Genomic DNA, 24678 nt, shown 5'->3' with positions numbered 1-24678 from the left:
GCAGTACAACAGATCGCAATGCCGAATCATCCCGATTTCGTCTTTCGGCTGATTGCCACAACGTTTCAACATGACGTAAATCCAGCTACACGGCCGTCGAAATCACTTGATACCTTAAGATCATCGACAATTAAGCAAAGGAGCCAACGATGACCGATATGCTGTATTTTGAAACGCACGGCAAGACCCACACGGTGTATCTTCCCAGCCACGAACGTGCCTTGGAAATCGAAACCGACATCATGGCCAACCCGTCCGGCATATTCCCCATAGAAATCGTCTTCGGCAAAAAGACGTACACCGTCTACATCAATCCCAAGGACTGGAGCTACTGGCAGTTCATGGAGACAAAAGGCACAATCAAAGTCACGCCGAGTTTCTGAAAGACAGATGTCACAGAGAACCAGCGATAAGTGGGGCCTCAGGGGCTTGAACCCTGGACCGACGGATTATGAGTCCGCTGCTCTAACCGACTGAGCTAAAGCCCCACGTTGGCAAAACCAACTTCTTTACTTTACCAAACGCTCTGACCAGCGACACTACAGCGAAACGTCAAATCAGGCAACGACTTGTGCAATCAAGACAAATGGCATCTTCCGTCATTACACAACGAAAGATGCCATTTTGGTTTTATTGTCGCCTATTTGCATCCGGCAGATTTCATTCCCTGCTTCTTACCGCACGACCGGAAGCAAACCGATCCAGTGCACCCGTTTTGGCGATGGCGCGATAGAGGAACCAACTCATTACACCCGCAATGAGGATACCGCCGATAATCTCGCAGGTCATGTGGGTAAGCCCTCGCGGGCTGACCAGCGCTACCCCCTGCAGACGGGTGAACAGCACATAGAAGCCGTATTCCAACGCCGTCAGCGCTCCAGAGATGAGGGTCAGTGGGAGGTTGAATTTCCGGTAACGAAAAACGGCGAACGGCACTTCGGCGAAGATGCCCTGCAACGCCGCCGAAATGAAGACGAAAGTAAAGGAATACTGGTTGCCGAACAGCGTTTCGGTCAGACTGCCGATGATATTGACGTAGATCGCGGCACCGGGCTTGCGGATGATGAGCAGCGCCAGCGGGCCGGAGAAGTACCAGAACGCGTGGAACAGACTGGTGATGCCAGGAAGGACGGCACGCAGCAACGGAGCGATCCATGCGTAGGCGAAATTGAATCCCCAGAAAACGATGCCGCAAGCCACACCAAGCGCCGCACCAAGCGCAATATCGGCGGCACGCCAGCGTAAACGCGACACTTTGACGACCTGCGGGTTTACGAATGAATCAGAACCGCGGTTTTGCCCTGCTGCCCTGCTTGGATTGCTGCGATCACTGGGAGAAGATTGATTGCTTGATGAAGTTTCTGGTTTTTGGGCATAATTGGCCACGGTCATTCCTTGTATACAAGCTGCGCACGGCGTTTTTAATCGCGACGCCCCTTGACCTGCGCAGTTCGGGCGGAGACGCCAAACGACACTCTATCAGCATCAGATATGCAGGCACACCACCGGTGCTATCGACGCTGGTTATGGCCTACGCCAAATCTTTGATACCACTTCAAAATCCTTGAAAAACCGATCATTCACGCAGAAGAGGCATTACGAAAAATACGACAGGGCAGCAAAACCACCATCAGGAATTGATAAATGCCAACGGATTGTCTATGAATCTGCGCAACCCGACCTGTGCCGCGCCCAAAAGCGCCGGCCGAGTATTGACATCAGGCAGCAGCACCCGTGGCTGGACTTCCGGATAGCTCAGTATTTGCAGCTCCAGCTCATGGCTGAGCCGACGGGTCAGCGCCTTGCCGAAGCGATCCCACAGCCCTCCCAGGACAACGGTATCAATATCAAGGACATTGATGGCCGACGCAAGCACCGACGCCAGGGCCCTTACCGCCCGATCAACCGCACCAACGGTACGGGCATCGTGCATCTTGTATCTCTCAAGCAGTTCATCCACCACTTCCATCTTCGTCGAGACCCCGGGGCCGGCGACACCGGAAGCCTCCACCAACGCCTTGCGCCCGGCATACATTTCCAAGCATCCGCAACGTCCACAGGCGCATTGCGGCCCGTCGAGAGCCACAGAGACATGGCCAAGCTCGCCGGCGAAGCCGGAATCGCCGCGGTCGACCTGCCCGTGCCGGACGATGGCTCCACCGATGCCGATATCCGTGGAGATGTAGATGAACGAATCGGTCGGGCTAATCACGCTTTTCCCTTTTCGCGGTGTGGCATAACCCGGTATCTGCGCCAAAGCGGCCAGATTCGCCTCATTGTCTGCAAGGGCGTCGAGCCTTTTGACCACGTTGAAGCTCGAAAGCTCGAGTTTCTTCCATCCAAGGTTTTTCGCCGACAACAGCATCATATCGTCGGTGACAAGTCCGGGAAGTGCCAAAACGGCGCCGACGACGGTTAAGCCCTTTTGTCCGATTTCCTCTTCGCCGACGCTTACCAGTTCGTCAAGTTGTGCGAACACTTCCTCGGGATCGCTGGCTTCCATGGAACGGCTCACCCAACGCTGGGAAACCACGGAACCATCAAGTGCCAGTACCGTATAGCCATATCCGTCGGTGTTGATCTGCAGCCCTATCGAACAAAACCGTCGGCCGGAAATATTCAGCGGCGTGCTGGGCCTGCCATAAGTCGTGCCGGCGGAAACCGGTTTCCCCTCCTCCAGCGCCTCGGAAGAGATCAGCATGGGCACCAGAAGCGACATCGTGGCTTTCGTCAGCCCAGTGGCCTTCGCCAGTTTGGCGCGGCTCATGGGTTTGGGCGATTGGAGCAAGGTGGAGAGAACCACTGAAAGATTATGATTACGCAAATCATCCTGATTGATGCTTTTCAGCGCCATAGCCGCCTCTTTTCAAAGATATGTTCACTGTATCAGGCGGGGTGAAACACTGCGTAACAAAAGGAACACACGGTGTCATTGAAATAATACATTGATTTAACTAATATGAATAATGAATAGTAGGTACACTGATTTCAGACGCGGCGGTACAGACACGTAGCGGTGTCCGGCATATCTCGAAAGGCGTGAATAATGACGAGGCTACCATCACATGACGGTTCCAATCAGACGACATTGGTGGCGGGAGTCGATACTTCGACACAGTCGACCAAGGTCCGCGTGACCGACGCCGCCACCGGCGAACTCGTGCGTTTCGGCCAGGCAAAGCATCCTGACGGCACGAGCGTCGATCCCGAATACTGGTGGCAGGCCTTTCTTGAAGCTTCGAAACAGGCCGGTGGCCTCGCCGACGTTTCGGCTTTGGCCGTCGGCGGGCAGCAGCACGGCATGGTGCTGCTCGACAAGCGCGGCCGGGTGATCCGCGACGCATTGCTATGGAACGACACGCGTTCGGCGCCGCAGGCCGAAAACCTGATCACACGGCTCGGGGCACCGGAACGTACCAGCGAGGACGAGCCGGAAGACGTCGTGGCTCGCGGAAAGCAACGTTGGGTGAAGGCCGTGGGCTCCTCGCCCGTCGCCTCCTATACCTTGACCAAGCTCGCCTGGGTCGCAGAAAACGAACCTGAAAATGCGACGAGAATTGCGGCCATCTGCCTGCCGCACGATTGGCTGAGCTGGCGCATCGCAGGATTTGGACCCGTCGAAGAAGGCGAGGACGCTCATCTGGATGCCCTCTTCACCGACCGTTCCGATGCCTCGGGCACCAGTTATTTCGATTCCGCCAACAACACCTACCGCTACGACCTGATCGACATGGTTCTTGGCCGTCATGATGTCATCCTTCCCAAAGTGCTCGGTCCCCGCGATTTTGCACCCGTGAAGGCCTCCCCCGCAGTTGCCGGCACATCCGTTGACGGCGGTTGCCTCATCGGGCCCGGCGGAGGCGACAACGCCATGGCGTCTTTGGGCCTCGGAATGTCGGTAGGTGACGTGAGCGTTTCACTGGGTACGTCCGGCGTCGCCGCGGCCATCGCCGAGAACCGGGTATACGACCTGTCCGGTGCCGTTTCAGGCTTCGCCGATTGCACAGGGCACTATCTGCCGCTGGCCTGCACCATCAACGGCTCGCGGATCATGGATGCCGGCTGCGCCGCACTCGGTGTGGATTACGATGAACTGGGACGGCTTGCCCTTGCCGCCGAACCCGGCGCAGGTGGCCTCACCCTGGTCCCCTATTTCGACGGCGAGCGCACGCCAAACCGACCGGACGCCAGTGCAACCATCACCGGCATGACACTAGCCAACACCACCAAAGAGAACTTTGCCCGCGCCTTCATCGAGGGGCTCTTGTGCTCGCAGCGCGATTGCCTTGAAATCATCAAGTCACTGGGCGGCAGCATCAACCGCATCCTTCTGATTGGCGGCGGCGCGAAATCCGAAGCCGTACGCACCCTGGCCCCTGCGATTTTCGGCATGAGCGTCACCCGTCCGGCCACCGACGAATACGTGGCCATCGGAGCGGCGCGTCAGGCCGCCTGGGTACTCAGCGGACAGGCCGATCCCCCGCAGTGGAATCTTAGCATCGACGGCACCGAAACCTCAGAGCCCACTCCCGAAGTCTACGAGGCTTACGTCAGGGCGCGTGGCTGAAGGCTAATCAGATTCGGTTGCCCCGCCCATTGCTGCCTTCCACTCGTCGGCATCCCAGTCTTCCGGCACGTCATGGATGACTTTGCAAGGGTTGCCGACCGCGACGCTGTTGGCGGGGATGTCGCGGACGACCACCGAACCGGCACCGATGACACTATTGTCGCCGATGGTCACGCCCGGGCAGACCACAACGTTGCTGCCAAGCCACACATTGTTGCCGATGACCACGTCCTCGTTGTGCTGCCAGCCTTGAAGACGCGGCTCGACGGGAACCGCATGGTTGGGCGTGCAGATGCTGCAACGCGTGCCGATCAGGCAGTCGGAACCGATCGTTATCGGCCCTCCTCCCACAATCAGCAGATCCATGTTGATGAATGTCCGCTCGCCGATCTTGAGCCCCAGCCCATAGTCCAGATGAATCGGCGGCCGAAAATCAACACCTTCTTGCGCTCCCGGCACGAGTTCACGGAAAAGGCGCATCGCTTCATCGGGATCATCGAAATAGATCCGGTTGATCTTCGCGCAGGTCGATTGCGATTGCCAGGTCAGTTTCGGCAGAATCTCGGACTTGCGGTACTGCAGCCATTCATCATTGAACAGTTTCGCAAAATCCGGGTATTTTGCTTTGAGTTTTTCGACTTCATCTTCCATGTTCCGCTTCAATCCTCACATTCATTATTCGCAATTGGTCCCTGACGCATCAACCATTGCCACGCGGTTCAACAGACAACATTCGCTTGCCGCCAAAGATATGATATGGCCTTTGATCATATAAATCAAACGAATTAATTATATAAAAGGCGGACTTTATCAAAATTGCGTTCTTTGTTCTCGGCAAATGGAGCCAAACATAAAAATCGGATACCGAGCGGAATTCACTCGATACCCGATTTTCAACCGGTCAGATCAGAGCCTTAATGGCTTGTTTTACCTCACAGATCCTGCGCGGCATAGAGGGCGCCGGGAGCGTTGTTCTTGTCGAAACGGTCCGCGGTGACCAAAAGCTTGTCGTTGGTGAAGGCCATCTGGCCCAAGCGCGACATCTCGCGGCCGTAGCCAGAAAGCTTCACGCCGCCGAACGGGATATCAGGCAGCGAGGCCAACGGGGTGTTGACGAACATCATGCCGGTGTAGACCTTCGCGGCCACCTCGGCACCGTGCTCCTTGTCGCCACAGAAGAGCATGCCACCCAAGCCGTACGGGTTGTCGTTGGCGAGCGCCACGGCCTCTTCTTCGCTGTGAACCTTGTAGACCGCAGCCACAGGGCCAAACATCTCGGTCTTGTAGCCGGGGTTGTCGGGGGTGATGTCGGTCAGGATCGCAGGGCGGAAGAACTGGCCATCGGAGTCGATCTCCGGGAAACGGTAGGCAACCTTCGCACCTGCGGCGACTGCGGCGTCGAATGAGCCTTGCAGTTTCTCCTTGGCACGCTTTGAGTTCATCGGGGCAATGGTGGTGCGGGAATCCATCGGGTCGCCAGGAGTGACCCTCGAGAAGGCGTCGATCAGGCCGTCGAGGAATTCGTCGTATACGTTGTCCATGACGATGAAGCGCTTGGCCGAGGTGCAAACCTGGCCGGCGTTGTAAAGGCGGACGCGCCATGCGCATTCGTTGACGTTCTCCATATCGGCATCGCCGAGGACGATGAACGGATCCATACCGCCCAACTCCATGGTGCTCTTCTTCAGAGCCTTGCCCGCGGCACCGGCGACAGCGACACCGCCGCGCTCCGAACCGGTGAGCGCCACGCCCTGAACGCGCGGATCTTCGATGGCTTGCGTGACCTGGTCATAGGTCATGAAGAGGTTGGTGAGCGCGCCCTTGGGAGCTCCGGCCTCTTCGACGACCTCGCAGAAGCGCTTGGCCGAGGTCGGGGTGTTGGATGCGTGCTTCAGAATCATCGTGTTGCCGAGCATGTAGTTCGGCGCGAAGACACGCATGATCTGATAGTACGGGAAGTTCCAGGGCTCGACCATGACGACGACGCCGACGGACTGGTGCAGCACCTGCGCTTGCCCGGCGACGATGCTGTCAAGCTTGTCCGGCTTCAGGAGTTCCTCGCTGTGATCGGCGAACCAATCGGCGATGATCGCGCAAAGCTCCACTTCGCCCGCGGACTCCCCCACGAGCTTACCCATGTCGACGGTGCAGATCTCGGAAAGCTCTGCCGACTTCTTGCGGAACAGCGCGGCGACGTTGTGCAGGATCTTCGCACGCTCGGCGATCGGTTGGCTTTGTGTTTCGTGATACGTTTTGTCGGCCAGATCGATGGTGCTTTTCAGCTCGGCATCAGTGATGAACGGATATTCCTTGACTAATTCATTGGTATACGGATTTACAGTTTGATAAACCATAGCCACCTCCTTGTAGGCAAAATCCATCATACTACATAATTACATCCGGCAAAGCCCGTCCCAGGCGAATCAGAGCTCAAAACTCCAACAAATCATACCCATCAAGATGGCAGGGACACCACAAAACGTCCCTCAAAAAGTTATCGACCCGCCGCAGGAAGGCAGCAGGCCGATAACGAAAAAAGGTTTTGCTCGGAACCGAAGCTCGCCGAGGTTACCAATTCACGTGATCGTTAGGCTCGTCAACAGGCTCATGACGTACACCGGAAAGCATCAGCGCACCCAGCTCCGTGGCTGCACGCTCCTCCCGGTTTTCAAGCTCCGGCGTATCGAAATCCTCTTTGGTGGCCATAAGACTCGTAGCGGTCGGCACGGCGCGGAAGAACGCGAACAGGCCACGCATGACCACATCGGGCACCAAAGCATGACGGTTCGAACCGCCGGTCGCAGCCAAAACCATCGGCATGTTGATGATGGCGTCGCGGGGAACAAGATCCCAGAACGCCTTGAACAGCCCTGAATACGAGGCCTTGTATATCGGTGAAGCCACGATGAGACCGTCGGCCGCAGTGACGGCAGTAATGGCTTCCGTCAGATGATTGCTCAATTCGAAGGTCACTGAAGCCGTCGCGATGTCCTCAGCCATCCCTTTAAGATTGATCATCTCGACAACGACATCCTTGCCCGTTGCATGAAGATAGGCCTCGGCCTTATTCGTGATTTCCTTGGCAAGCCGACGCGTGCTGGAAGGTTCCGAAATACCCGCGTTAACCACCGTCAAGCGATACTGCTTCACATCGGCCTCTGCCTTGGCGGCCAGCGCCATAATGTCTGTCGTCTCCTCAAGACTCACAGTTTTCCTCCCTACACCTGACACTTCAATTTTGGATATTTACCTCAAGCCCTGCAAGCACATCACGAAGATGCGCTTCCTGGCAATCCAAGTGCACGATAACCTCTTGCTAACGTACCACGTTCATATGTCCGACGCGAGGTCGAAACCTTCAGCGGCACTAAGGAAACCGTGATTCTGTTCACATTATATAAATACAGGCAAATTATACCGCAGAGAAATATCAAACGTTTTATAAAATTTGTATTTTGAAAGCCGAATATCTACGATTCGATATCCGGCATATTCGTTTTCACATACTGCTTTTGGCAACCGGTTTCGTTGCGATACCTCAAAACAGCGAAATCGCCACGAAACCACGTTTTCCGGCGCTGCTTACTTGTTGGCCTCAACGTGCTTGGCGAACGCCTCGGCAAAGCCACGCAGGAAGTCCTCGGAAGCCTCGACGACCTGGCCGTTCTCGTCCAGACCGGTTGCGGCGTTGAAGTAGAGCTCGGGCTGGCCCATGAGCTTCATGTCGAGGAAGAGGGCGACGTTGCGCAGGGCCTGCTGGGCCTGGGTGGCACCGAGGGCTCCCATGGAAGCACCGACGATGGCTGCAGGCTTTCCGGTGAAGGAGCTCTGGCCCCATGGGCGGGAACCCCAATCGATGGCGTTCTTGATGACGCCGGTGAAGCTGCGGTTGTATTCGGGGGTAACGAAGAGCACGCCGTCGGCAGCTTCGATCTGCTGCTTCATCGTAACGACCTTGGCGGGCATGTCACCGTCGAGGTCCTGGTTGTAAAGCGGCAGGTCCATGTCGATGTAGTCGAACTCGACACCCTCGGGCGAAAGACGCTCGATGTTCTTGGCAAGGCTCTTGTTAAAGGAATCCTTGCGCAGCGATCCGACGAAAACGGCAATCTTGGTCATGATGTTGGCTCCTTGAAGTTGTCTATTTTGCCTATTCATTTTTTTCATTCACAAGCGAACTTGTAAGAGCAATACTAAACAAGGCCTTGCGTTGTGTCATATTTAGCTGGGAGGCAAGCGGGAATAAATTGGTCGGTTTAAATCTGTCTAATTATCGGCCGGTGTCATTTCCTGTCTGCCGCCACGCAAACCCCAGCATTCGCAACATTTCCGGCCTCTTCAGAGCCAATCGGTAGACTTGAAATAGGTAAAGGAACCTATCGGAAACGGAGGGGAATTGGGCGCCGATTTGACCATCATCAGTCCGCTTTCGTGGGTTCAGGAGGCCTTCAAGGGGTATTTCGACAAAGTTCACATGAGCAATAGCTCACACCTGACCGGAACCTATGATTACGGATTCGAACCGACCCAGGGAATCAAGGATGACGCCGCGCTCTGGATTACCGCGGATTTGCTGATTGCCAATAACGCATGGCGGGCACGCAAGCAGCTTCCGCCATTGCTTTTCAAGGCACCGCCCGCCGATTGGCTTGCCCGGCTGCCCCGGGAATTGACGCGTCGCAGCGTTATCACCGCTCCGGTCTCGCAAATCCGCGCGTGGACCAAGCTGCCAGAAGCTCTGGGCGAACGCCCATGGGCGCAACTGAGCCGCGGAAGGGTGCTGGAATTCAGGGCCGCGCGACGGAACCTTGATGAATTGCAACGTGACTTGGCTCAAGCCCCTGACGATTCGCTGATAAGTATCAATAGCCATGTCGAAGGTATCCGCGAAGAATGGTGCGTCATCGTTAACAACGGCAAGGCTGTGGCTTCCTGCGGATACTGCGTCCATCTTCCCGGGCGCGAGGGCCACCATATCCTCACCGTATTCGACGGGGCGAGATTTCATGGCTCCTATCGAAAAATCGCTGAGTCTCTTGCGACCAGAGCTGCCCAGACAAGCTGGATTGACAATGCCAGCATGATTGTGGGCTTTCGCCAATCGCCGGAAAAGGACGACGCCACGGAAGGCTCAGAGCCATCGAATGCGGATTTACAAAGCCTCCGGGCGGCGATGCCGATGGCTCAACCTCTGATTATCGAAGCCGATCCCGTTTGGTGCACGGCCCCCTATCCCTACCAAACCGCCGAGGAAATCAATGCCTTTTTGAAGGCTATTTCGGATTGCCGGATATACAGAAACGACGACGGGGCTTTGGGAAAACGGAACGGGCAAAGCGTGGCAGAGGCCGATATCTACATTCCCGATCCGTGGATGGTTCGCCATGCCGCACACCGCTATGACCGGTTTTAGAAAACGGTTCTTCAAAAAACGCGTGATAATCATACAGACAAGCGCATTGTTTCGAAATAGATAAAAATAAGCATAAACCACGAAACTGCGGAAATCCAATCAAACGGATGTAAAGAGTATCCTTGAAAACTAGAGAAACACCGCAATGGCGAAATAACGGATAGACGAAAGAGGAAGTTACGATGAAGTCCAATCCCCGACACGGCCCACGGCATGCAAACAACGCTTCTGGCAACACCTCGGCCCATGGCGCTTCGACGTTGCCTCGGCTTTTGGGCGCAGGCATCATCCTGCTGGCGCTCCTCGTCGCCGTAGGTGTGGCATTGTTCTTCGGCATGAAGCATCACAACGCGCCGACGGCTTCCAACGATGCCGCGACTTCGAACGTTGCGGTCAACAGGAAAACCACGCCGAAACCGGTCGTGGTGCATCACGGCAACTCCCCCGACTGCCCGGATGAAGACTGCATCGCCCTGTTCGTCAACGGCGACCTGCTCTTCCACGAACATCTCTGGCAGCATTTCGAGAACAACCCGAGTGCGACCGACGGCACCGCTTTCAACTTTGACCCGCTCTTCACGAATATGAAGCCGTATATCCAGGCCTCCGACATCTCCGTATGCGAGTTCGAGACGCCGATCGCACAACGCGGCGGACCGTATGCCGCCTATCCCGTCTTCAACATTCCGCCGGAGGTTGTGGACGCCGCGCAGCATGCGGGCTACAACGCCTGCACCCACGGTACGAACCATTCCTGGGACCAAGGAGCAGCGGGCATCACCCGGCTTTGGGACGAGCTGGACAAGGCCGGCATCAAGCAGACCGGATCGTACAAAACCGAAGAGGATTCCGTCAAGCCGCTCGTCATCGACTCCCCGACCGGTGGCGGCAAACTCGGACTCGTGACCGGAACAGTGTCGCTCAACGGCGAAGTGCCCGACCAAGACTGGCGCGTCGACCGGCTGCGCGAGGCCGGCGATCCACACCATGACTCCGATATCCAGCGTGCCGTCGACAAGGCCAAGGCCGCGCGAAAGCAGGGTGCGGACGTGGTGGCAATCGCCATGCATTCAGTGCAGGAATACCTGACGAAGGCCGATTCCTGGCAGATTTCGGAGGCCCACGAACTTGCCGACACCGGTGCATTCGACGTCATCTACGGGGCCGGATGCCACTGCGCACAACCGATCGAGAAATATCACAATACGTGGATTGTTTACGGGCTCGGCAACGCCGTCACCGTCACCACGACCATCCCCGGCCACGAAACCAACAACCAGGGCGTGAGCGCGCGCATCCAGTTCGCCGGCAAACGCAACAAGCCCGGTTCGTGGAGGGTCAACCGCATCGACTGGGTGCCCACCGCCAACATGCGGCAGGGTCAATACCAATGGTGTCCGATAGCCAACGACCATCCCAACGGCGTGTGTTGGGACCCGGCCACCGACGCGAGACAAGAGCAACGCATCCACGACGTCATCTACTCGATGGGCGCGGACGGCAATGTCGTGCGCGAATGGCGGCTCACCGACGAACATAAGTAGGCGGCTGCAAAAGTAGACGGCTAACCGACAAAAACAGCTGAAAAGCGAAGGTCACGAAAAGTATGAGAATCAACTTTCCGTGACCTTTTATTGTTACCCTTGTTGGCCTAAAGGCTACCTGTTCACGCCATCGACGCGCCGAACTCCTTGATGCGCTCGATGTGCTTGGCCCCGGCCGCATGGGCCTCCGGCGACGGGTCCGCCATCTCGAGGTTGTCGACGTAGACCAGCTCGGCATCGTCCACGCCGCAGTAATGGTGGAACATATAGTTGATGATCTGGTTTTGCAGGGCGTCGTGGATGCCGGACTCGTGATACCACTCTTCGGAACTGCCGGTCAGGAGTATGACGCGGAACTTCTTGTCGGCAATCACGGACTTGCTGTGGTCGGGGTTGTAGCCGAAGTGACGGCAGAGCACGCGCTCGGTGAAGCCCTTCATCATCGCAGGCATCGAGCACCAGTAGATCGGGCAGACCAGCGCGATGACGTCGGCGTCGAGGATCTTCTTCTGCAATGCGACAGCATCGTCGGGCATCGGCGCTTCGTTGAGGTACTGCTTGCGGTCGGCCATGCGGTAGGTCGGATCGAACCCGATGGCGTGCAGGTCGACGAACTCGGTGTCCGCGCCTTTGCTTGCGGCGCCCTCGAGGAACGCCTTGCCGATATATTGCGTCAACGATTCCGGATCCGGATTCGCGGTAAATGCTAGGAATTTGCTCATGGTTCCATTGTACGAACCGAAGGCGATTATATAGGTGATTTTTGCCAATTTGTGGCAGGTACCACTTTCGTCTATTCCCACCCAAAAAGTTAAGCAGACAAAACCAACAACTACCTATCAGAAACGGATAAATGAATAAACGAAACCGTCCTGTAGCCAAACAAATCGACGTTGCTGCAGGACGGTCTTGATGCCAGTAATTCCACTTATTTAATACATCTCATTGGTTTTGCGGAAGAGGTAACGCAGCGCGCTGACGCAGAAATAAATCAGGCCGTAAAACCAAAGGACCATGAAAATCGTGCCAAACAGCAGCAAAAACATATTGGTCGGGAAGAACTGGAGATGGTACATGCACATCGTGTAAATCGGCGCGGCCAGACCGGTGAGGATGCCGGAAGCCGGCGCGAGGAAGCCGATTTTCGGCGCACTGGATTGGCGCGCGGCGACCATTTTGCTGAACGCGGCCTGCTCCTGATCGGCTATATCCTTGCCATCGCCGCCGATAAGCGGGAGCAGATAAGTGCGGAACGCGAAATTGACCTGCGCACGTTGCCAAGCTTTCTTGATGCCGAAGCAGACCAAAACGCTGAGAATGACCACAACCAGAGCGGAGAGCATGCCTGTCGTTTTGTGGAACACCGCGAGCGGGGTGAAGCCTTTTGGATAGGTCAGCAGACGCAGCGTCGAAAGAAGAAGCGCCGTATAAAGCAGCGTGGCGACCATGTAGTAGGCGAAGGCGAAGAATTTCTTGGGCCTGAAGAGTTTGGCGGTTTCCGCGTTGGCTTCTTTCATCCGCTCGTCGGCGTATTCCCTGAACTGGTCGCGCAGCTGCCTGGTTTCGATTTTGCGCTCCAGATTTTGCTTGCGTTTGCCGAGAATCCGGGCATCCTGCGGGTCTGTCATGATTCCCTGCAGCGAATCGACACTCTCGAGTTTCTTCTGCAATCCCCTGTTGGTTTCGAAAAGCGGCCCCTGCCTTTTGAGGACTTTCCTGCTTTCAACAACGACGATAATCGCAAACAGAATCCCGACCAACGCCAACGTCACCGCAAACTGCACCTGCGGCGGGAACGCTTTCAGCAAATGTTCCAATCCAGTTTTCATGACTCTACCCTTCTCTTTATTTTATCGAATCACAAACTTCATCATCATATAATGATTTATCAATTTAGGGTAGATTCTGTTTACTAAGGATTTTGATAGGTGCAGTTCGGATAGCGGGTTGTCTATTTACCACTCACTTGTAACTCACTCATACACGGCAACGAGACGACCACGGACGTCGCCGGCCTGCAGCTTCTTCAGGCCTTCGGGAATCTCACTGAACGGAATCTTGGTGGTGACCGGGTCGAGTTTGCCGGACGCCATGAGATCGTAGACGCCGGCAATGTCTTCCTTGGTGCCGCCGTTCGAGCCGCGCAGGTCGACCTGGCTCATGATGAGCGCCTTGGTGTTGATGGTGCTTTCGAGCCGCCCCATGCCCACAAGCACCACGACGCCGTGCTTGTTGCACGCCTCGATGGCCTGGGCCGTGGTGGTGCCGAAGCCCGCGAAATCGATGACCTTGTCGAACTTGATGCCCTCGGCGGCGAAATCGGCGATGGATTTCTTGACGTCGATGGCGCCCAGATCCTTGGCCATCGGCCATGCGGACTCCTTGACTTCGGCGACGTAAAGGTTGGCGCCGAGCAGATACGCGACGCGAGCGCCGATCTGGCCCAGCCCGCCGACACCGATGATGCAGACGTTCTCGCTCTTCTTCACGGCCGCGCGCGTGGCGACGGCATGATACGAGGTCATGCCCGCATCGGTGGCCGCCGCTCCCCTGACGAAATCGACCGAATCGGGAATCGGCACCAGCGCCTGCGCCCCAATCTCGACCTTCTCACCATAGCCGCCATCGAAGCTGCCGCCGGGCGTGCCGGCCGAAGTGGTCGGGCAAATCGCAACTCTGTCGCCGACCTTGAAGCCTTCGACGCCTTCTCCGACCTCACTGATAACGCCTGCGTCCTCATGGCCGAGCGTGAACGGCACAGTGTGCCCCGCCATCCAACCCGGATCGGTGAGGAACCCGACGTCTGTATGGCAAAGCCCGACCGCCTTCATATCGACGACGACCTCGCCCGCCTTGGCATGCGGCTCCGGCACCTCCTCCAGCTTCAGCGGCTTGTTAGTCCCGTAAAATCTCCATGCTTTCATGGTTGTGCTCCTTGGTTATGCACCATTGCTAATTCGTTCTAATTCCCAATAACTTATAATTCCACCCTGCTAGGAAATGTCTAGTAGTTTGTACAAATTATAGATTCAAAAGAGATACTCAACATTTTTGATTTATTTACCTTGTTCTATCGATAAATCAAGAAAACAAAAAACAACCTATCTACCTATCCAAACTTATTATTAGCAAAAGTTGTATATAACATTTATTTTTAATAAGCCGCATCGATTTTCCTAAACACGAATATACCAAAACTAAAGCAAAAATAAAGTAAACCAACAAACCAGAGGGACATAAATATTATACTTAATATAAGTAAAACAGAATTATTGGGTAATAATTTAAGAAGATCCATACACAAAACATAACAAGGAATGCTGCAACCAAGCAAACCGCCAAAAAGAGGGGCAAGAAAACTGATTTTGGGGGCATTCGATCTTCTTATTTCAATCATTTTGTTAAAAGCCGACTCCTCATGATTAATTGCAAAACCTCCTTCCGTATGCAGAAGTGGTAAAAGGTATGTCTGAAAAACGAAATTAATTTGCATTTCTTTCCACAGCTTTTGTATTCCTATGCACAAGAAAATTCCTATAATAAAAATAATTGAAACTTCAAGCAGACCAAGCAACTTATTTTGCGAAAATCCAGATGCAGCAGACTTTTTTCCATACACAAAAAATAATATGACGAATACTAAAAGAAAAGCATAGATGAAAACAAAAATCGCATAAAAAATAAAAGCAAAAAATTTTTTAGGCTTGAATAATTTTCCAATTTCTGGATTGTCTTCTTCTAACCTTCCTCTTGCGTATTCTTTAAATTGCTTTTGAAACTGCTTAATTTCAAGCCTATTTTGAAAGTAAACCTTTCGCTTTTCCAGAATTTTCCCATCCCTTGATACATCCAAAACAGAACTCAAAGAATCTATGTATTGGATTTTCCTTTTAAGACGTTTACTACTATTAAAAAAAGACGGATTTATTCCAAATTCTTTTATGATAAAGCACGAAAGCAAAATTATAATTACAATTAAAGTAACGACAAATTGGAACTGCTTTGGTAATGAATCTATAACTTTCCCCAGGATTTCTTCCAAAATGACCTCTCTCAAACGAAGCAATTATTATGTTCTTAATCTACCTTGCAGATAACGTCCACCTTGACCTACGACTTCAAGGGCCTTCTCCTGCTTAACAGCTTGTGGATTTCATAAATCTAGACGCATCCATGATTTAGTTACCATTTTGGCCACCAAACCCACCTATTAATAAAAAATCCCACTCAACAATCAATACTTTTAATTATCTAATTGCTAAGATTCATCATTCATACCAGCCATCCATTTGGCCCGTTCAAACAATTCGTCATAAGTGATTATTTCCGGTGATACTACATTACGCCTGAACAATTCAAAAGCTCTAAATTTTAAATCGTTAAATTTCCCGGAGGTTTCATAAAAATCACGTTGTAGCGAACCGATGATCAAATAGCTTCGTGGCTGGAAAAGATACACATTTTCAATAGGTGCACCCGTCTCGTCCCTTCTAATTACTTCATTATTGTGTGAATCACTTATAGAAGCTAAAACCTCATTCTGTAACTGTGTTATTCCACCAGCCAGATCCTTCGATGGAGCCCAGCACTCAGGCCGATATTCGTTACTTTGCAATAATGGCGCAGTATGGCGTTTTAGCTCAACATATACCATCGAACGCCCTGCACCAACGCTCATATACAACGCATCAGCGCGTTTACCAGCATGATTGATACTATTGCCCTGCACAGATTTTTCAAGCTTATTTTTGTCAAATGGAACCAGCAAACGCGAATCCAGACAAGATCCAAGAATCCATTGATATTTTTCAAAAAAATGCTGCCAAACCGACTCGGGCTTATGCCATTTCTTTGTAGCTTCTTCAAAATAATCAGGATTGTTCAGTAAATTATCAAAAATATTTACTGCTTGTTTCCTCGCTGCAATTGCTATCACATCGTCAGCATCCTTATCATTCTGAATTTGCTGACGAATTTTAGATTTGTCATGATTATAAATTTCACTGATAGAATCTTTATCAGACAACAATTTATCCAATAAGGCAGAGTCAACCGGCCCAGAAAACTTACCATTAGCCGAATAAGCGGGCAAGCCGCGAATTAAATCAAAGAAGGCATTCGCGTCACCCTCATTGAGAGAAAGCACTACTTCTTTTTCGTTTGGATGCCTTTTATCAAAACGCACAACATTTAGCTGCTTACAGCGACCGGATTCACCAACTATCAATAATTCTACTTGGGATCTTTTGTAACTTGATTGAACCGTCATACTTGTCATCTCCGTCTCATCAGAAATACTCGCGACATCGCAACAAAAAACTTTCTTAATATATCGTGCATCTTTCCCATAATCCGAAGAGTTTTTTCTCCAATATGGTTTTGAATGTAAAAAATAAGTTCTCCAAGGTAAACGCTTACATGCGTATTCCCAATCATTCCAAGATACTCGTGAATGAAACTTTCCGCTCATTGCACCTCCTCAAATTCTTGGCGAGTGATTGATGTGTCGAACAAACCGACACGCTCATCTTCTGGATGTTTGTTAATACCGGCATAAGACAAGCTGGCATCCTCGTAACGCTTGAACTTATAAACAGCGTCGTTCATGCGTTCACCGTTGAAAAGATTTAGGCTAACCAACAATCTGAAATCATCTTTGGTCAGACCCGTTACTTTTTTAAACAGCTCAGGCTCCAATTTGGTGATAACATCTGCCAGAGTATGCTCACGAAAATCAGTGAGATACATAAAAATGGGAATACGGGTCGCAAATTTAATCAGTTTCTCTTGAATCTGCTTACGCTTACTTTTATACTCCTTCTCTTCCTCACTAAGTTCTTTCTTCTGTTTGGCTGATACGTTATCTCCTAAAGACTTCTTTTTAGCGCTTACCTTTTCAGACTTATTAATAATGGTTTCAACATCTTCATTAAGACTACGGAATCCTTCAATTTTCATCAACGCATCCATAGCCTGTTGATTATTCATAAGACGCTGAAGCGTATTATTATCAACATTTACCAACAGGGCACTTTCCCACCGCTTAGCCAGCAAAGTGGAAGACGTACCAGCTGTTGCTATGTCTAACACATCCGCAGCATTCAGTTGTTTCATGCTGCTACCGTCATATGCCAACACTGGTAGAAAATTAATGAAATCACTTACACTCTGTTCCGGACTCACACCATTATTCGGATCAAGCTTACAACTATAGTCAGCGATTTGCCGAAGAGCTCTATTAGGAGCAAAATCGAAAACGTAGCATTCCTTTTTCAAAATCGCGATTTCATTTGGATGTTCATCATCTGGATTGGCAATAGTCCAAGGAGACTGCACACGAAATGCAGCCTGAAAATATGTCTCGGGACTATTGAGATTACGCAACATAAAAATACCAGTCCACGGCTTAATCGTCACCCCGGTGGTAAGTTTTCCGCAGGACAATGTTATTGTTTTCGTCTCAAGCGGATTGCCAAAAGATTTTAGAACCGGTTCCAGGGCCTTTACACCCTGTCCCGCCTTCGAACCTGCAGCGACATTGACTGCATAATCATGATAGAAAACATTCTGATGTTGTTTCAGTAAATTATTCATGGCATAGCATGAAGCAACGGTGGGTAAGAACCATAGTGTGTGTGAAAGTATGTTTTTCAAACGTGAATCCGAGTATGGTAACGGAGGTTTCCTCGCACCCATCGCCAAATCGTCAATAGCGGTTTCTAGATAGCTCCCACGAATCAAATCAAGCCATTTCTGGACATCATTTTCGTGCACAAATGTTGCATTATCTTCATTACCTGTAGCTTTGAAGAATTCATTCAAATCGAACTCATTGAATTCGCCTTTAGCAGCAATTTCAGAAATCGATTCCGGTACTTGATAAGTCATCAACACCATTTGTGGCAAAGTCTCGTACGGATTATCACCATCCGCTCGATTCCAATCACGTTTAGCTCGTTGCTCATCAGAATAAGTCCAATTAAAAATCTGATCTTCAATAAACTCACCATTGGAAATTGCGCGGAAAGGAGTACCCGAAAGATATAAATACGCCCCGCTTGTTATGGGCAAAAAATTCTCATTACCATTCTCGGCCAACGTATCTTCAAAAAGCTTGGATACAGAATCTTGTTCAGAATCCTGCTCCCAATCACCTTCTGATTCATCTTCGTCGAATAGCTTCTTTGTCTTCTCGTTCCAAGCACCAAAATGATATTCGTCAAAAATAACCAAATCCCAATTTATAGTGTGTGCCCATTCATTTTTGAGTTTGATACCGCCTGATTTACTTCTGCCCAGAAAATCTTGAAGTGAACCAAAATAAACGATTGGCTTATCTCTATCGGCGCTTTCATATGTTAGTTCCGTATCATTCGCGATAAACTGCCAACCTTCAAAATCTTTATGGGATTCAAGATCTTCCCTCCAAGAATTCTCAACAGCTGGCTTGAAAGTAAGAACTAAAATTTTCTTATAGCCTTCTGCTTTGGCTAATTCATAACTGGTGAAAGTTTTACCGAACCGCATTTTGGCATTCCAAAGGAATCTGGGAGCCTGACCGGGATTTTCTTTTTTGAATGAGTCAAAATATGATTTCGTCCGAAGAACTGCTTCTTTCTGTTCGGGACGCATTTTGAAATCCTGCATTCTCTGAATCAGTGAATCCTCTCGATTCCTTACCGCTTCGATTGCTTTTTGGGCATCTTCAACACTGCACCTATACCACTCACCGCCAACGCAGACAACATGATTGGCTAGCAAAACTCGATGGACATCGTGGTCTTCAAACGACGTACCATCGTTTCTCATCGCGTCTTCTTCTATAACAATGCGAGGTTTTAGGAGAGGAGTCTCAGTCTGCTCTTTGACTCTGACTCGAACATCCCTAGTTGTATAACCAATTTTGATTAAATCTTTATGGTCTCCATCGTCAAGGGTATAACCATAAATTTTCGCTTGAGAAACCGGACGCTTGGCGAAATCAACAGACGTTACCATCACTCATCATCTCCAACCGGCATTTCACGGATACAGCTATCAATAAATTCTTGTTCTGCTTCAGTAATTTCATATTTTTTATAAAGCTTTGAATCATTCCAAACTTCCGTGAAATCCTGAACGGGAACAAAGCCAAAACGATCCTTGGTAATATCCTGTGACACCATAAATTGCGAAACAAGAAAACGGAAGAACTTAGTGCACATATACCCTTGCAAATTCTTTGCTTCCTGTTCAGAATTAAATGCCCCAGCAACTAGATAAGTTTCAGTACAAACAGTATTCGGGGGTAAGATACGAATCTTTGTAAACACTTTGCGCATTCCATTTTTGTCAGGACTGCCTGCGTGATCATAAGCTGTCTTTGCACAGATAACCTTATACTTTTTAATCCATTGTCTGCCCGCAGTAATCTCCTCACTGGGAATCTTACCGGTGCCATTTTGCCAGATAAGAGTCAAGTCGCCTTTTGAACGAGGGCGCGCATTCGTTGCAAGCCCAAAAGGTTTACGACTCGAAACTTGTTTATCCATCATCGGTTCATGTTTCGCAAGTACCTTACGAATAATGGGTACAGCCCTTCCATTCCTGACAAATATACTGAACTCATTGAGGTCTCTGGTTGTTGTGAAAGTCTCACCGTTAACAACATTCGTGACCTCACATTGGCCCTGCTCATCTCGATCCCATAGGAAATAACAAACGCCACCAGCTAAATCGACTCCAGGAAAACACTCATTCGCATTCTCATAATCGGTAATGTGACGTATCCTCCGATCACTCAACATCTCATTCCGGAAGCCATCCAGTCCCTTACCCCCACCAAACCAGCGGGATGGAATAATCATTGATAGATAACGAGGATTCAGTTTCTTTGCCTGTTCAACAAATTTTTGATAGACAGGAGCAGCACTTTTCCCATGTCCGCCATCACTCATTTGATATGGAGGATTACCAACAATTACATCAAATTGCATATTAAAGAATCTTTCTGGATTGTAGGTATGAAGAAACTCATAAGTATAACTTTCGAGCTCACTTGAACGATCATATTGTTCTTTGCTGGCACCACAATAAACACACTGATTTCCAGCCCAAACATGCGGGTGCAAAGTAGGGGCATCGTATTTAATATTTCCAGCTTCATCATAAAAACCATCACAAATCGAAAATTCACTAGAAGCATCTTTAGAACAATAAAGACTACGCCGAGAAATTAATGCAGTTAGTTCAGTAATGGCTATTCCATATACCTGATAAAGGAGAATATGATTGATTCGTTCATATTTATCCGGAATTTGCTCCGCTAATCCTTTGTTCAGACGCTTCGTAATTTCCCTAAGGAATACTCCGGTTTTAGTGAAAGGATCGAGAAACTTAGCGTCTGGATTACTCCATAAATCCTCTGGCAATTGATCCAAAACACGATTTGCTAAGGATGGCGGGGTAAATACTTCATCGTTGGAGAGATTGGCCAAGCACGATAAAACATCTGGATTATAATTTGCAATGCCAAATGGTTTATTCTCACTCATTTGCAGACACCTTCGTAAAATCTACAATCGAATAATCTTTAATCGGCGTAGGTATTATCTTACCCATTGAATCCGTGTCCATATGTTCGACCATATCAAAAGTTGGCTCATTCGTGGCTGTATTCACCAATGAATCAAAAGCAAAATCTCGACGTTTTACCTTACTCCCAGTGACCAATGACCATTCAGGGAAAACGATAGGCTCATGCTTGTCTGAAGTCATACTCAACGCGTCGCCACAAACAATGTTTTTCGATAGCACAAATTGTATCGAGTCGACTACTGCTTTACGAGTTTGAGATTTGAACTTCGCCTTATATTGAGTTTCAGCAATTTGAGCAAGCCTGTTCTGACACTCTTTTACATTGTCTGACATTAAATCAATTCCATACAAGGATGAAATCGCCAAAAACAAATGTCGTTCATACTCGAGCTGAATCTTGCCATATTTCTGTATTACAACAGATAATTTCCGGTTCAACACTTCAACAAGAAAATTGCCATCTCCACAAGCCGGTTCAAGGAATCGGCTCTCGATACGTTCAGTCTCTGCTTTGACCAAGTCAAGCATCGCATTTACCTCGCGCTTCGCAGTGAACACTTCACCATGCTCTTCTACACGCTGCTTAGATCTAATCTGTGCCTTAGCTTTACCCTTTTCCATATCTCAAGTATACAGATACATCGTTAGCGATAAAATTGTAGTAGTTTTAACAATTTCAAAGGAGAAAAACATGAACGGGCAAAATATTTATACCCCGCATATCCTTGTAAAACAAGGAGAAATGACTGCTATTAAGCTCTTAAATATAGCCAATAATCCTCACAAAAATAGTTTTATTCCCTTATTTGAACTTCTCCCGGTTAACGGCTGGCAAACACAAGAAAACAATGAAAACGAACAAGATAATCAGACACAGGAAAACAACGAAAATGAACAAAACAATAAAACTCTTATACAATCACAAATAAATCGAATCGCTTCTTCATGGAATAAAGATTTACCAGCTTTCCTTGATGGCTCAAATGTAGGGATCACCGAAAATGAAGACACGATTACCTTAACTCAAACATTTATGGAGGCAAAAGAATTATCTGGTTTCAATTTCATTCCAGTTTCGCATACTCTTGACCTCACAAATGAGGATTCAACACAAATTAAAAATATGCTAGATTCGAATCTTTGCGAGAATGCCGCAGTTCGAATGCCGTTTACCTCATGGGATTCTCGTAATTTTGATAACTTAAAAGACTGGATGGATGATTTAAATTTAGCATATTCACATTATTACTTAATAATTGATCTTCAAAAGCCTGATGACTTATCCGAATACGAAACAGCAATGGATCTGATTCAGTCTCTCAATGAGAAATTCCCAGAATGCTCAATAATTTTACTTTCAACATCTATACCAGACACAGAACAATTTACTAAAATACTCACTCCATATCCAAGATTCGAATGGCTTAATTGGAAATCAATACAGGGAGATTGTCAAAATTTAATTTTTGGAGATTATGGCACCGTAGGTCTATATCACACACTTGGTATTGACCCTAGATTCATTCAAATTTCTGGAAAATTCAAATACACTTCTGATGACAATTGGTATATTGCAAAAGGCGGTCTCTATAAAAGCAATAAGGCAGATGAAAGTTTAGGGGGCATATCCGTTAAACCAGTGCTCGAAGCCATTTCAAAATTGCCAGGTTTCAATCCGAATCATTGTCAGGCAGATACTTGGATTGTAAAAAGGGCAAAAGGAGAAGCGAGCAGAAGAGAGTACGGAAATCCCGCAACATGGATCGCGCAATCGACACTGCACCACGTAGAGACTGTTCTTAATCAGTTAGCAGAATTGCAATAGTTGCTTTCATCGTGCCAGTTTTGCCTATCTTTCAACTTTATCCGCACAATTAGCCTAATCTGGGAAAGAGTGAAGTTTTGTACAATCCTTTCCCAGATATAGCTACGTTGTCTGTTATAGAGGCCTTTGCTCAAGCCGTACTGTCTTAGCACGTCTAAAGCTTCATCTTTCCATAAAAACTGAACTACGGAATAGGGATCAACTCTGGTTTTATTTGTATGTGCAGACCTATACTTGCGTAAAAAGACATTTCCTCTTTGTGATGTTCTTGCTACATAAATGCCCCAAAAGCCAGGAAGCATTTCTAATGATTGTTCAAGATGATTTGGAGCTACAACTAAATTGCAATAATCCATTACTTTTGAATAATATTCAATTTGTCTAGGTAAACGATCAAGATTGTCGCTTTCACTCTTTAATTCATAACCTGTAAGATGGCCATTAATGACAGCAATGTCTGCACGGACTTCCCCACATATATCAAGCTCATCAAGAATTTTGACATCAGGGGTCATTAAACTACTCTGATTCTCAATCATTTTCCAAGTAGCTCTACGAATATCAGAGTCATGCGTTATGAGTTGAGACATAAGTTTATTTAAACACAGCTCCTGTGCAATTTTTGTAAAAATCCATATAATCCAATGGAAATTTACTATCTCTGAACGAAACAGCTTAATATGTTTTTTAATTGCAAAACTCAAAATATCTTAAAAGATACCTGTTTAAATCGCAATTTTCTTTAATAGTCTAAAACAAAAAGAACTAAATTCATTCAACTACACAAACTTATACTGCATGTCCTCGGGGATCTGTGCTAGTAGATCGTCTTCTGTCAGCTCGAAAACTCTTGGGTCTACGGCCTGCTGCGGGAGAGCGTTGCCCCAGACTTTCTGGCACATCTGGACCAAAGTGTTGCCGTCGATCAGCTGCATGTTGCACTCGCGAGCGTAGGTGACGGCCTGAGCGGTAAAGGTACTGGTCGTGATGAAAATCAGCCCCTGCGCATGCTGTATCTCATTGGCACCGGCAAGCTTGCGCAACAGCGGCAGACCGACGTGACGATTAGGCTCGAAACACTTGCACTCCGCGATGTACGTGCGGCCGTCTTTGGTCAGTTTCAGATCAAAGCCGCCATCGTTGTTGGACGCCGTGACAGCGACCTGGTAGCCATAGCGACGATACAAGTCGGCACAGAATGGTTCGAAATCGGTGGGATTCGATGAAAAACTGGACACTATCTCCTGAACGGATGCGGAACGCTGGTGTGCCTTGGTCCGTTGGACCACACGCTGGCGTTTGAACGATTCCATGCGAGAATAGCTGATTGAATTCCCGTTATGCCTCATATCAAGAACAAGGCTATACAAAGTCAGAGGGTTCTTGGACTTGAATGAGAACCCGGCTACTTTGAGCGTGCTTTTCGACTTGCAGATTTTATTGTTCGTATGCCGTCGATCGGCAGTACCGTTCTTCTTTGCAAACTGCCAGTACGGGTAATTCAAAACGAAAGTGCCGATTCCATCAACATCTCGCGCATGACCGATTCTGACACCTTTCGGCACCTCGACGTTGCAGATTTTGCGGACTCGTCCCCTCAGCCATAGCTGCCAAAGCTCACGGAGCAACAAGACAACCAGAATGACGCCGACAACAGCTATCACCAGCGGAATCGCGTAAGTCTTTAATATTGGCATAAGCTTGTCGCTGTATCCGAAATCAGTCATAAATAAAATATTACCTTTAGATAATC

Annotated in this window: 21 protein-coding genes and 1 tRNA gene; 5 read left to right on the top strand and 17 right to left on the bottom strand. The window is 49.4% G+C overall.

From position 1 onward, the window contains the following. Window positions 1-149: 149 nt before the first annotated feature. A complete protein-coding gene (locus PT279_RS07000; RefSeq protein ID WP_277166699.1) occupies window positions 150-383 on the top strand; it encodes a hypothetical protein in 234 nt (77 codons plus the stop codon). 31 nt (window positions 384-414) lie between these two features. On the opposite strand, the gene PT279_RS06995 is transcribed toward PT279_RS07000, so the two are convergent. From PT279_RS06995 to PT279_RS06985, 3 genes are all read right to left on the bottom strand, one after another. After that, window positions 415-488 (bottom strand) — tRNA-Ile (locus tag PT279_RS06995). Between the two features lie 172 nt (window positions 489-660). Beyond that, window positions 661-1254 carry an ECF transporter S component gene (locus PT279_RS06990; RefSeq protein ID WP_277167044.1) on the bottom strand — a complete coding sequence of 198 codons (594 nt, stop codon included), beginning with the start codon at window positions 1252-1254 and terminating at the stop codon, window positions 661-663. Between the two features lie 376 nt (window positions 1255-1630). Continuing rightward, window positions 1631-2854, bottom strand: a complete 1224-nt coding sequence (locus PT279_RS06985) for an ROK family protein (protein ID WP_277166698.1) — start codon at window positions 2852-2854, stop codon at window positions 1631-1633. Between the two features lie 192 nt (window positions 2855-3046). On the opposite strand from PT279_RS06985, the gene PT279_RS06980 reads away from it, so the two are divergent. After that, window positions 3047-4567, top strand: coding sequence for an FGGY family carbohydrate kinase (locus PT279_RS06980; protein ID WP_277166697.1), 1521 nt, complete (start codon window positions 3047-3049; stop codon window positions 4565-4567). A gap of 3 nt (window positions 4568-4570) precedes the next feature. Here PT279_RS06980 and PT279_RS06975 read toward each other — a convergent pair whose 3' ends face one another. The 4 genes from PT279_RS06975 to PT279_RS06960 form a co-directional block, all read right to left on the bottom strand. Next, on the bottom strand, window positions 4571-5218 hold the full coding sequence (locus PT279_RS06975) for a sugar O-acetyltransferase (protein WP_277166696.1): 648 nt from the start codon (window positions 5216-5218) through the stop codon (window positions 4571-4573). A gap of 281 nt (window positions 5219-5499) precedes the next feature. Next, the gene (locus PT279_RS06970) at window positions 5500-6921 is read right to left on the bottom strand and encodes an aldehyde dehydrogenase family protein (protein WP_277166694.1); all 1422 of its coding nucleotides are present in this window, start codon (window positions 6919-6921) and stop codon (window positions 5500-5502) included. 214 nt (window positions 6922-7135) lie between these two features. Then, window positions 7136-7774: a CE1759 family FMN reductase gene (locus tag PT279_RS06965; protein ID WP_277166693.1), complete on the bottom strand. Its 639-nt coding sequence runs from the start codon at window positions 7772-7774 to the stop codon at window positions 7136-7138. A 375-nt stretch (window positions 7775-8149) separates the two neighbouring features. After that, window positions 8150-8686 carry an NAD(P)H-dependent oxidoreductase gene (locus tag PT279_RS06960; RefSeq protein ID WP_277166692.1) on the bottom strand — a complete coding sequence of 179 codons (537 nt, stop codon included), beginning with the start codon at window positions 8684-8686 and terminating at the stop codon, window positions 8150-8152. A gap of 277 nt (window positions 8687-8963) precedes the next feature. Between PT279_RS06960 and PT279_RS06955 the strand changes: the two genes are divergently transcribed. After that, window positions 8964-9980: a hypothetical protein gene (locus PT279_RS06955; RefSeq protein WP_277166691.1), complete on the top strand. Its 1017-nt coding sequence runs from the start codon at window positions 8964-8966 to the stop codon at window positions 9978-9980. A gap of 335 nt (window positions 9981-10315) precedes the next feature. Continuing rightward, entirely contained in the window at window positions 10316-11524 is a 1209-nt protein-coding gene (locus tag PT279_RS06950) for a CapA family protein (RefSeq protein ID WP_277167043.1), read from the top strand. A 122-nt stretch (window positions 11525-11646) separates the two neighbouring features. Here the strand turns inward: PT279_RS06950 and PT279_RS06945 are convergent, their stop codons facing one another. The 8 genes from PT279_RS06945 to PT279_RS06910 all read right to left on the bottom strand — a co-directional run bounded on the left by PT279_RS06945 (window position 11647) and on the right by PT279_RS06910 (window position 21721). Continuing rightward, the gene (locus tag PT279_RS06945; RefSeq protein WP_277166690.1) at window positions 11647-12246 is read right to left on the bottom strand and encodes an NAD(P)H-dependent oxidoreductase; all 600 of its coding nucleotides are present in this window, start codon (window positions 12244-12246) and stop codon (window positions 11647-11649) included. Window positions 12247-12456: 210 nt separating this feature from the next. After that, window positions 12457-13353, bottom strand: coding sequence for a hypothetical protein (locus tag PT279_RS06940; protein ID WP_277166689.1), 897 nt, complete (start codon window positions 13351-13353; stop codon window positions 12457-12459). A gap of 144 nt (window positions 13354-13497) precedes the next feature. Next, entirely contained in the window at window positions 13498-14448 is a 951-nt protein-coding gene (locus PT279_RS06935) for a zinc-binding dehydrogenase (protein ID WP_277166688.1), read from the bottom strand. Window positions 14449-14678: 230 nt separating this feature from the next. Continuing rightward, entirely contained in the window at window positions 14679-15566 is an 888-nt protein-coding gene (locus PT279_RS06930) for a hypothetical protein (RefSeq protein ID WP_277166687.1), read from the bottom strand. Window positions 15567-15782: 216 nt separating this feature from the next. Next, window positions 15783-16994: a Shedu immune nuclease family protein gene (locus tag PT279_RS06925; RefSeq protein ID WP_277166686.1), complete on the bottom strand. Its 1212-nt coding sequence runs from the start codon at window positions 16992-16994 to the stop codon at window positions 15783-15785. Beyond that, a complete protein-coding gene (locus tag PT279_RS06920; RefSeq protein ID WP_277167042.1) occupies window positions 16991-19522 on the bottom strand; it encodes a GIY-YIG nuclease family protein in 2532 nt (843 codons plus the stop codon). Before PT279_RS06920 ends, PT279_RS06925 begins: the two co-directional genes overlap by 4 nt. Next, the gene (locus PT279_RS06915) at window positions 19522-21057 is read right to left on the bottom strand and encodes an Eco57I restriction-modification methylase domain-containing protein (protein ID WP_277166685.1); all 1536 of its coding nucleotides are present in this window, start codon (window positions 21055-21057) and stop codon (window positions 19522-19524) included. The genes PT279_RS06920 and PT279_RS06915 overlap by 1 nt, the downstream gene beginning before the upstream one ends. Beyond that, the gene (locus PT279_RS06910) at window positions 21050-21721 is read right to left on the bottom strand and encodes a DNA methyltransferase (protein ID WP_277166684.1); all 672 of its coding nucleotides are present in this window, start codon (window positions 21719-21721) and stop codon (window positions 21050-21052) included. The genes PT279_RS06915 and PT279_RS06910 overlap by 8 nt, the downstream gene beginning before the upstream one ends. A 70-nt stretch (window positions 21722-21791) precedes the next feature. Here PT279_RS06910 and PT279_RS06905 point away from each other — a divergent pair, with 70 nt between their 5' ends. Next, on the top strand, window positions 21792-22925 hold the full coding sequence (locus PT279_RS06905; protein ID WP_277166683.1) for a hypothetical protein: 1134 nt from the start codon (window positions 21792-21794) through the stop codon (window positions 22923-22925). On the opposite strand, the gene PT279_RS06900 is transcribed toward PT279_RS06905, so the two are convergent. Together PT279_RS06900 and PT279_RS06895 are read right to left on the bottom strand one after the other, a co-directional pair. Beyond that, window positions 22904-23629 carry a sce7726 family protein gene (locus PT279_RS06900; RefSeq protein ID WP_277166682.1) on the bottom strand — a complete coding sequence of 242 codons (726 nt, stop codon included), beginning with the start codon at window positions 23627-23629 and terminating at the stop codon, window positions 22904-22906. The genes PT279_RS06905 and PT279_RS06900 overlap by 22 nt on opposite strands. Window positions 23630-23704: 75 nt before the next feature. Next, entirely contained in the window at window positions 23705-24652 is a 948-nt protein-coding gene (locus PT279_RS06895) for a restriction endonuclease (protein ID WP_277166681.1), read from the bottom strand. Window positions 24653-24678: the final 26 nt, after the last annotated feature.

It is taken from the genome of Bifidobacterium sp. ESL0784 (genome assembly GCF_029433295.1).
GTDB lineage: Bacteria > Actinomycetota > Actinomycetes > Actinomycetales > Bifidobacteriaceae > Bifidobacterium.
This window is presented reverse-complemented; position numbering and strand designations above follow the sequence as displayed.

What these genes read in the sequence shown, in the direction of transcription:
- PT279_RS07000 (WP_277166699.1), top strand. Translation starts at nt 150, where the DNA reads ATGACCGATATGCTGTATTTTGAAACGCACGGCAAGACCCACACGGTG.
- PT279_RS06985 (WP_277166698.1), bottom strand. Translation starts at nt 2,854, where the DNA reads ATGGCGCTGAAAAGCATCAATCAGGATGATTTGCGTAATCATAATCTT.
- PT279_RS06980 (WP_277166697.1), top strand. Translation starts at nt 3,047, where the DNA reads ATGACGAGGCTACCATCACATGACGGTTCCAATCAGACGACATTGGTG.
- PT279_RS06975 (WP_277166696.1), bottom strand. Translation starts at nt 5,218, where the DNA reads ATGGAAGATGAAGTCGAAAAACTCAAAGCAAAATACCCGGATTTTGCG.
- PT279_RS06970 (WP_277166694.1), bottom strand. Translation starts at nt 6,921, where the DNA reads ATGGTTTATCAAACTGTAAATCCGTATACCAATGAATTAGTCAAGGAA.
- PT279_RS06960 (WP_277166692.1), bottom strand. Translation starts at nt 8,686, where the DNA reads ATGACCAAGATTGCCGTTTTCGTCGGATCGCTGCGCAAGGATTCCTTT.
- PT279_RS06950 (WP_277167043.1), top strand. Translation starts at nt 10,316, where the DNA reads ATGAAGCATCACAACGCGCCGACGGCTTCCAACGATGCCGCGACTTCG.
- PT279_RS06945 (WP_277166690.1), bottom strand. Translation starts at nt 12,246, where the DNA reads ATGAGCAAATTCCTAGCATTTACCGCGAATCCGGATCCGGAATCGTTG.
- PT279_RS06940 (WP_277166689.1), bottom strand. Translation starts at nt 13,353, where the DNA reads ATGAAAACTGGATTGGAACATTTGCTGAAAGCGTTCCCGCCGCAGGTG.
- PT279_RS06935 (WP_277166688.1), bottom strand. Translation starts at nt 14,448, where the DNA reads ATGAAAGCATGGAGATTTTACGGGACTAACAAGCCGCTGAAGCTGGAG.
- PT279_RS06925 (WP_277166686.1), bottom strand. Translation starts at nt 16,994, where the DNA reads ATGAGCGGAAAGTTTCATTCACGAGTATCTTGGAATGATTGGGAATAC.
- PT279_RS06920 (WP_277167042.1), bottom strand. Translation starts at nt 19,522, where the DNA reads ATGGTAACGTCTGTTGATTTCGCCAAGCGTCCGGTTTCTCAAGCGAAA.
- PT279_RS06915 (WP_277166685.1), bottom strand. Translation starts at nt 21,057, where the DNA reads ATGAGTGAGAATAAACCATTTGGCATTGCAAATTATAATCCAGATGTT.
- PT279_RS06910 (WP_277166684.1), bottom strand. Translation starts at nt 21,721, where the DNA reads ATGGAAAAGGGTAAAGCTAAGGCACAGATTAGATCTAAGCAGCGTGTA.
- PT279_RS06905 (WP_277166683.1), top strand. Translation starts at nt 21,792, where the DNA reads ATGAACGGGCAAAATATTTATACCCCGCATATCCTTGTAAAACAAGGA.
- PT279_RS06895 (WP_277166681.1), bottom strand. Translation starts at nt 24,652, where the DNA reads ATGACTGATTTCGGATACAGCGACAAGCTTATGCCAATATTAAAGACT.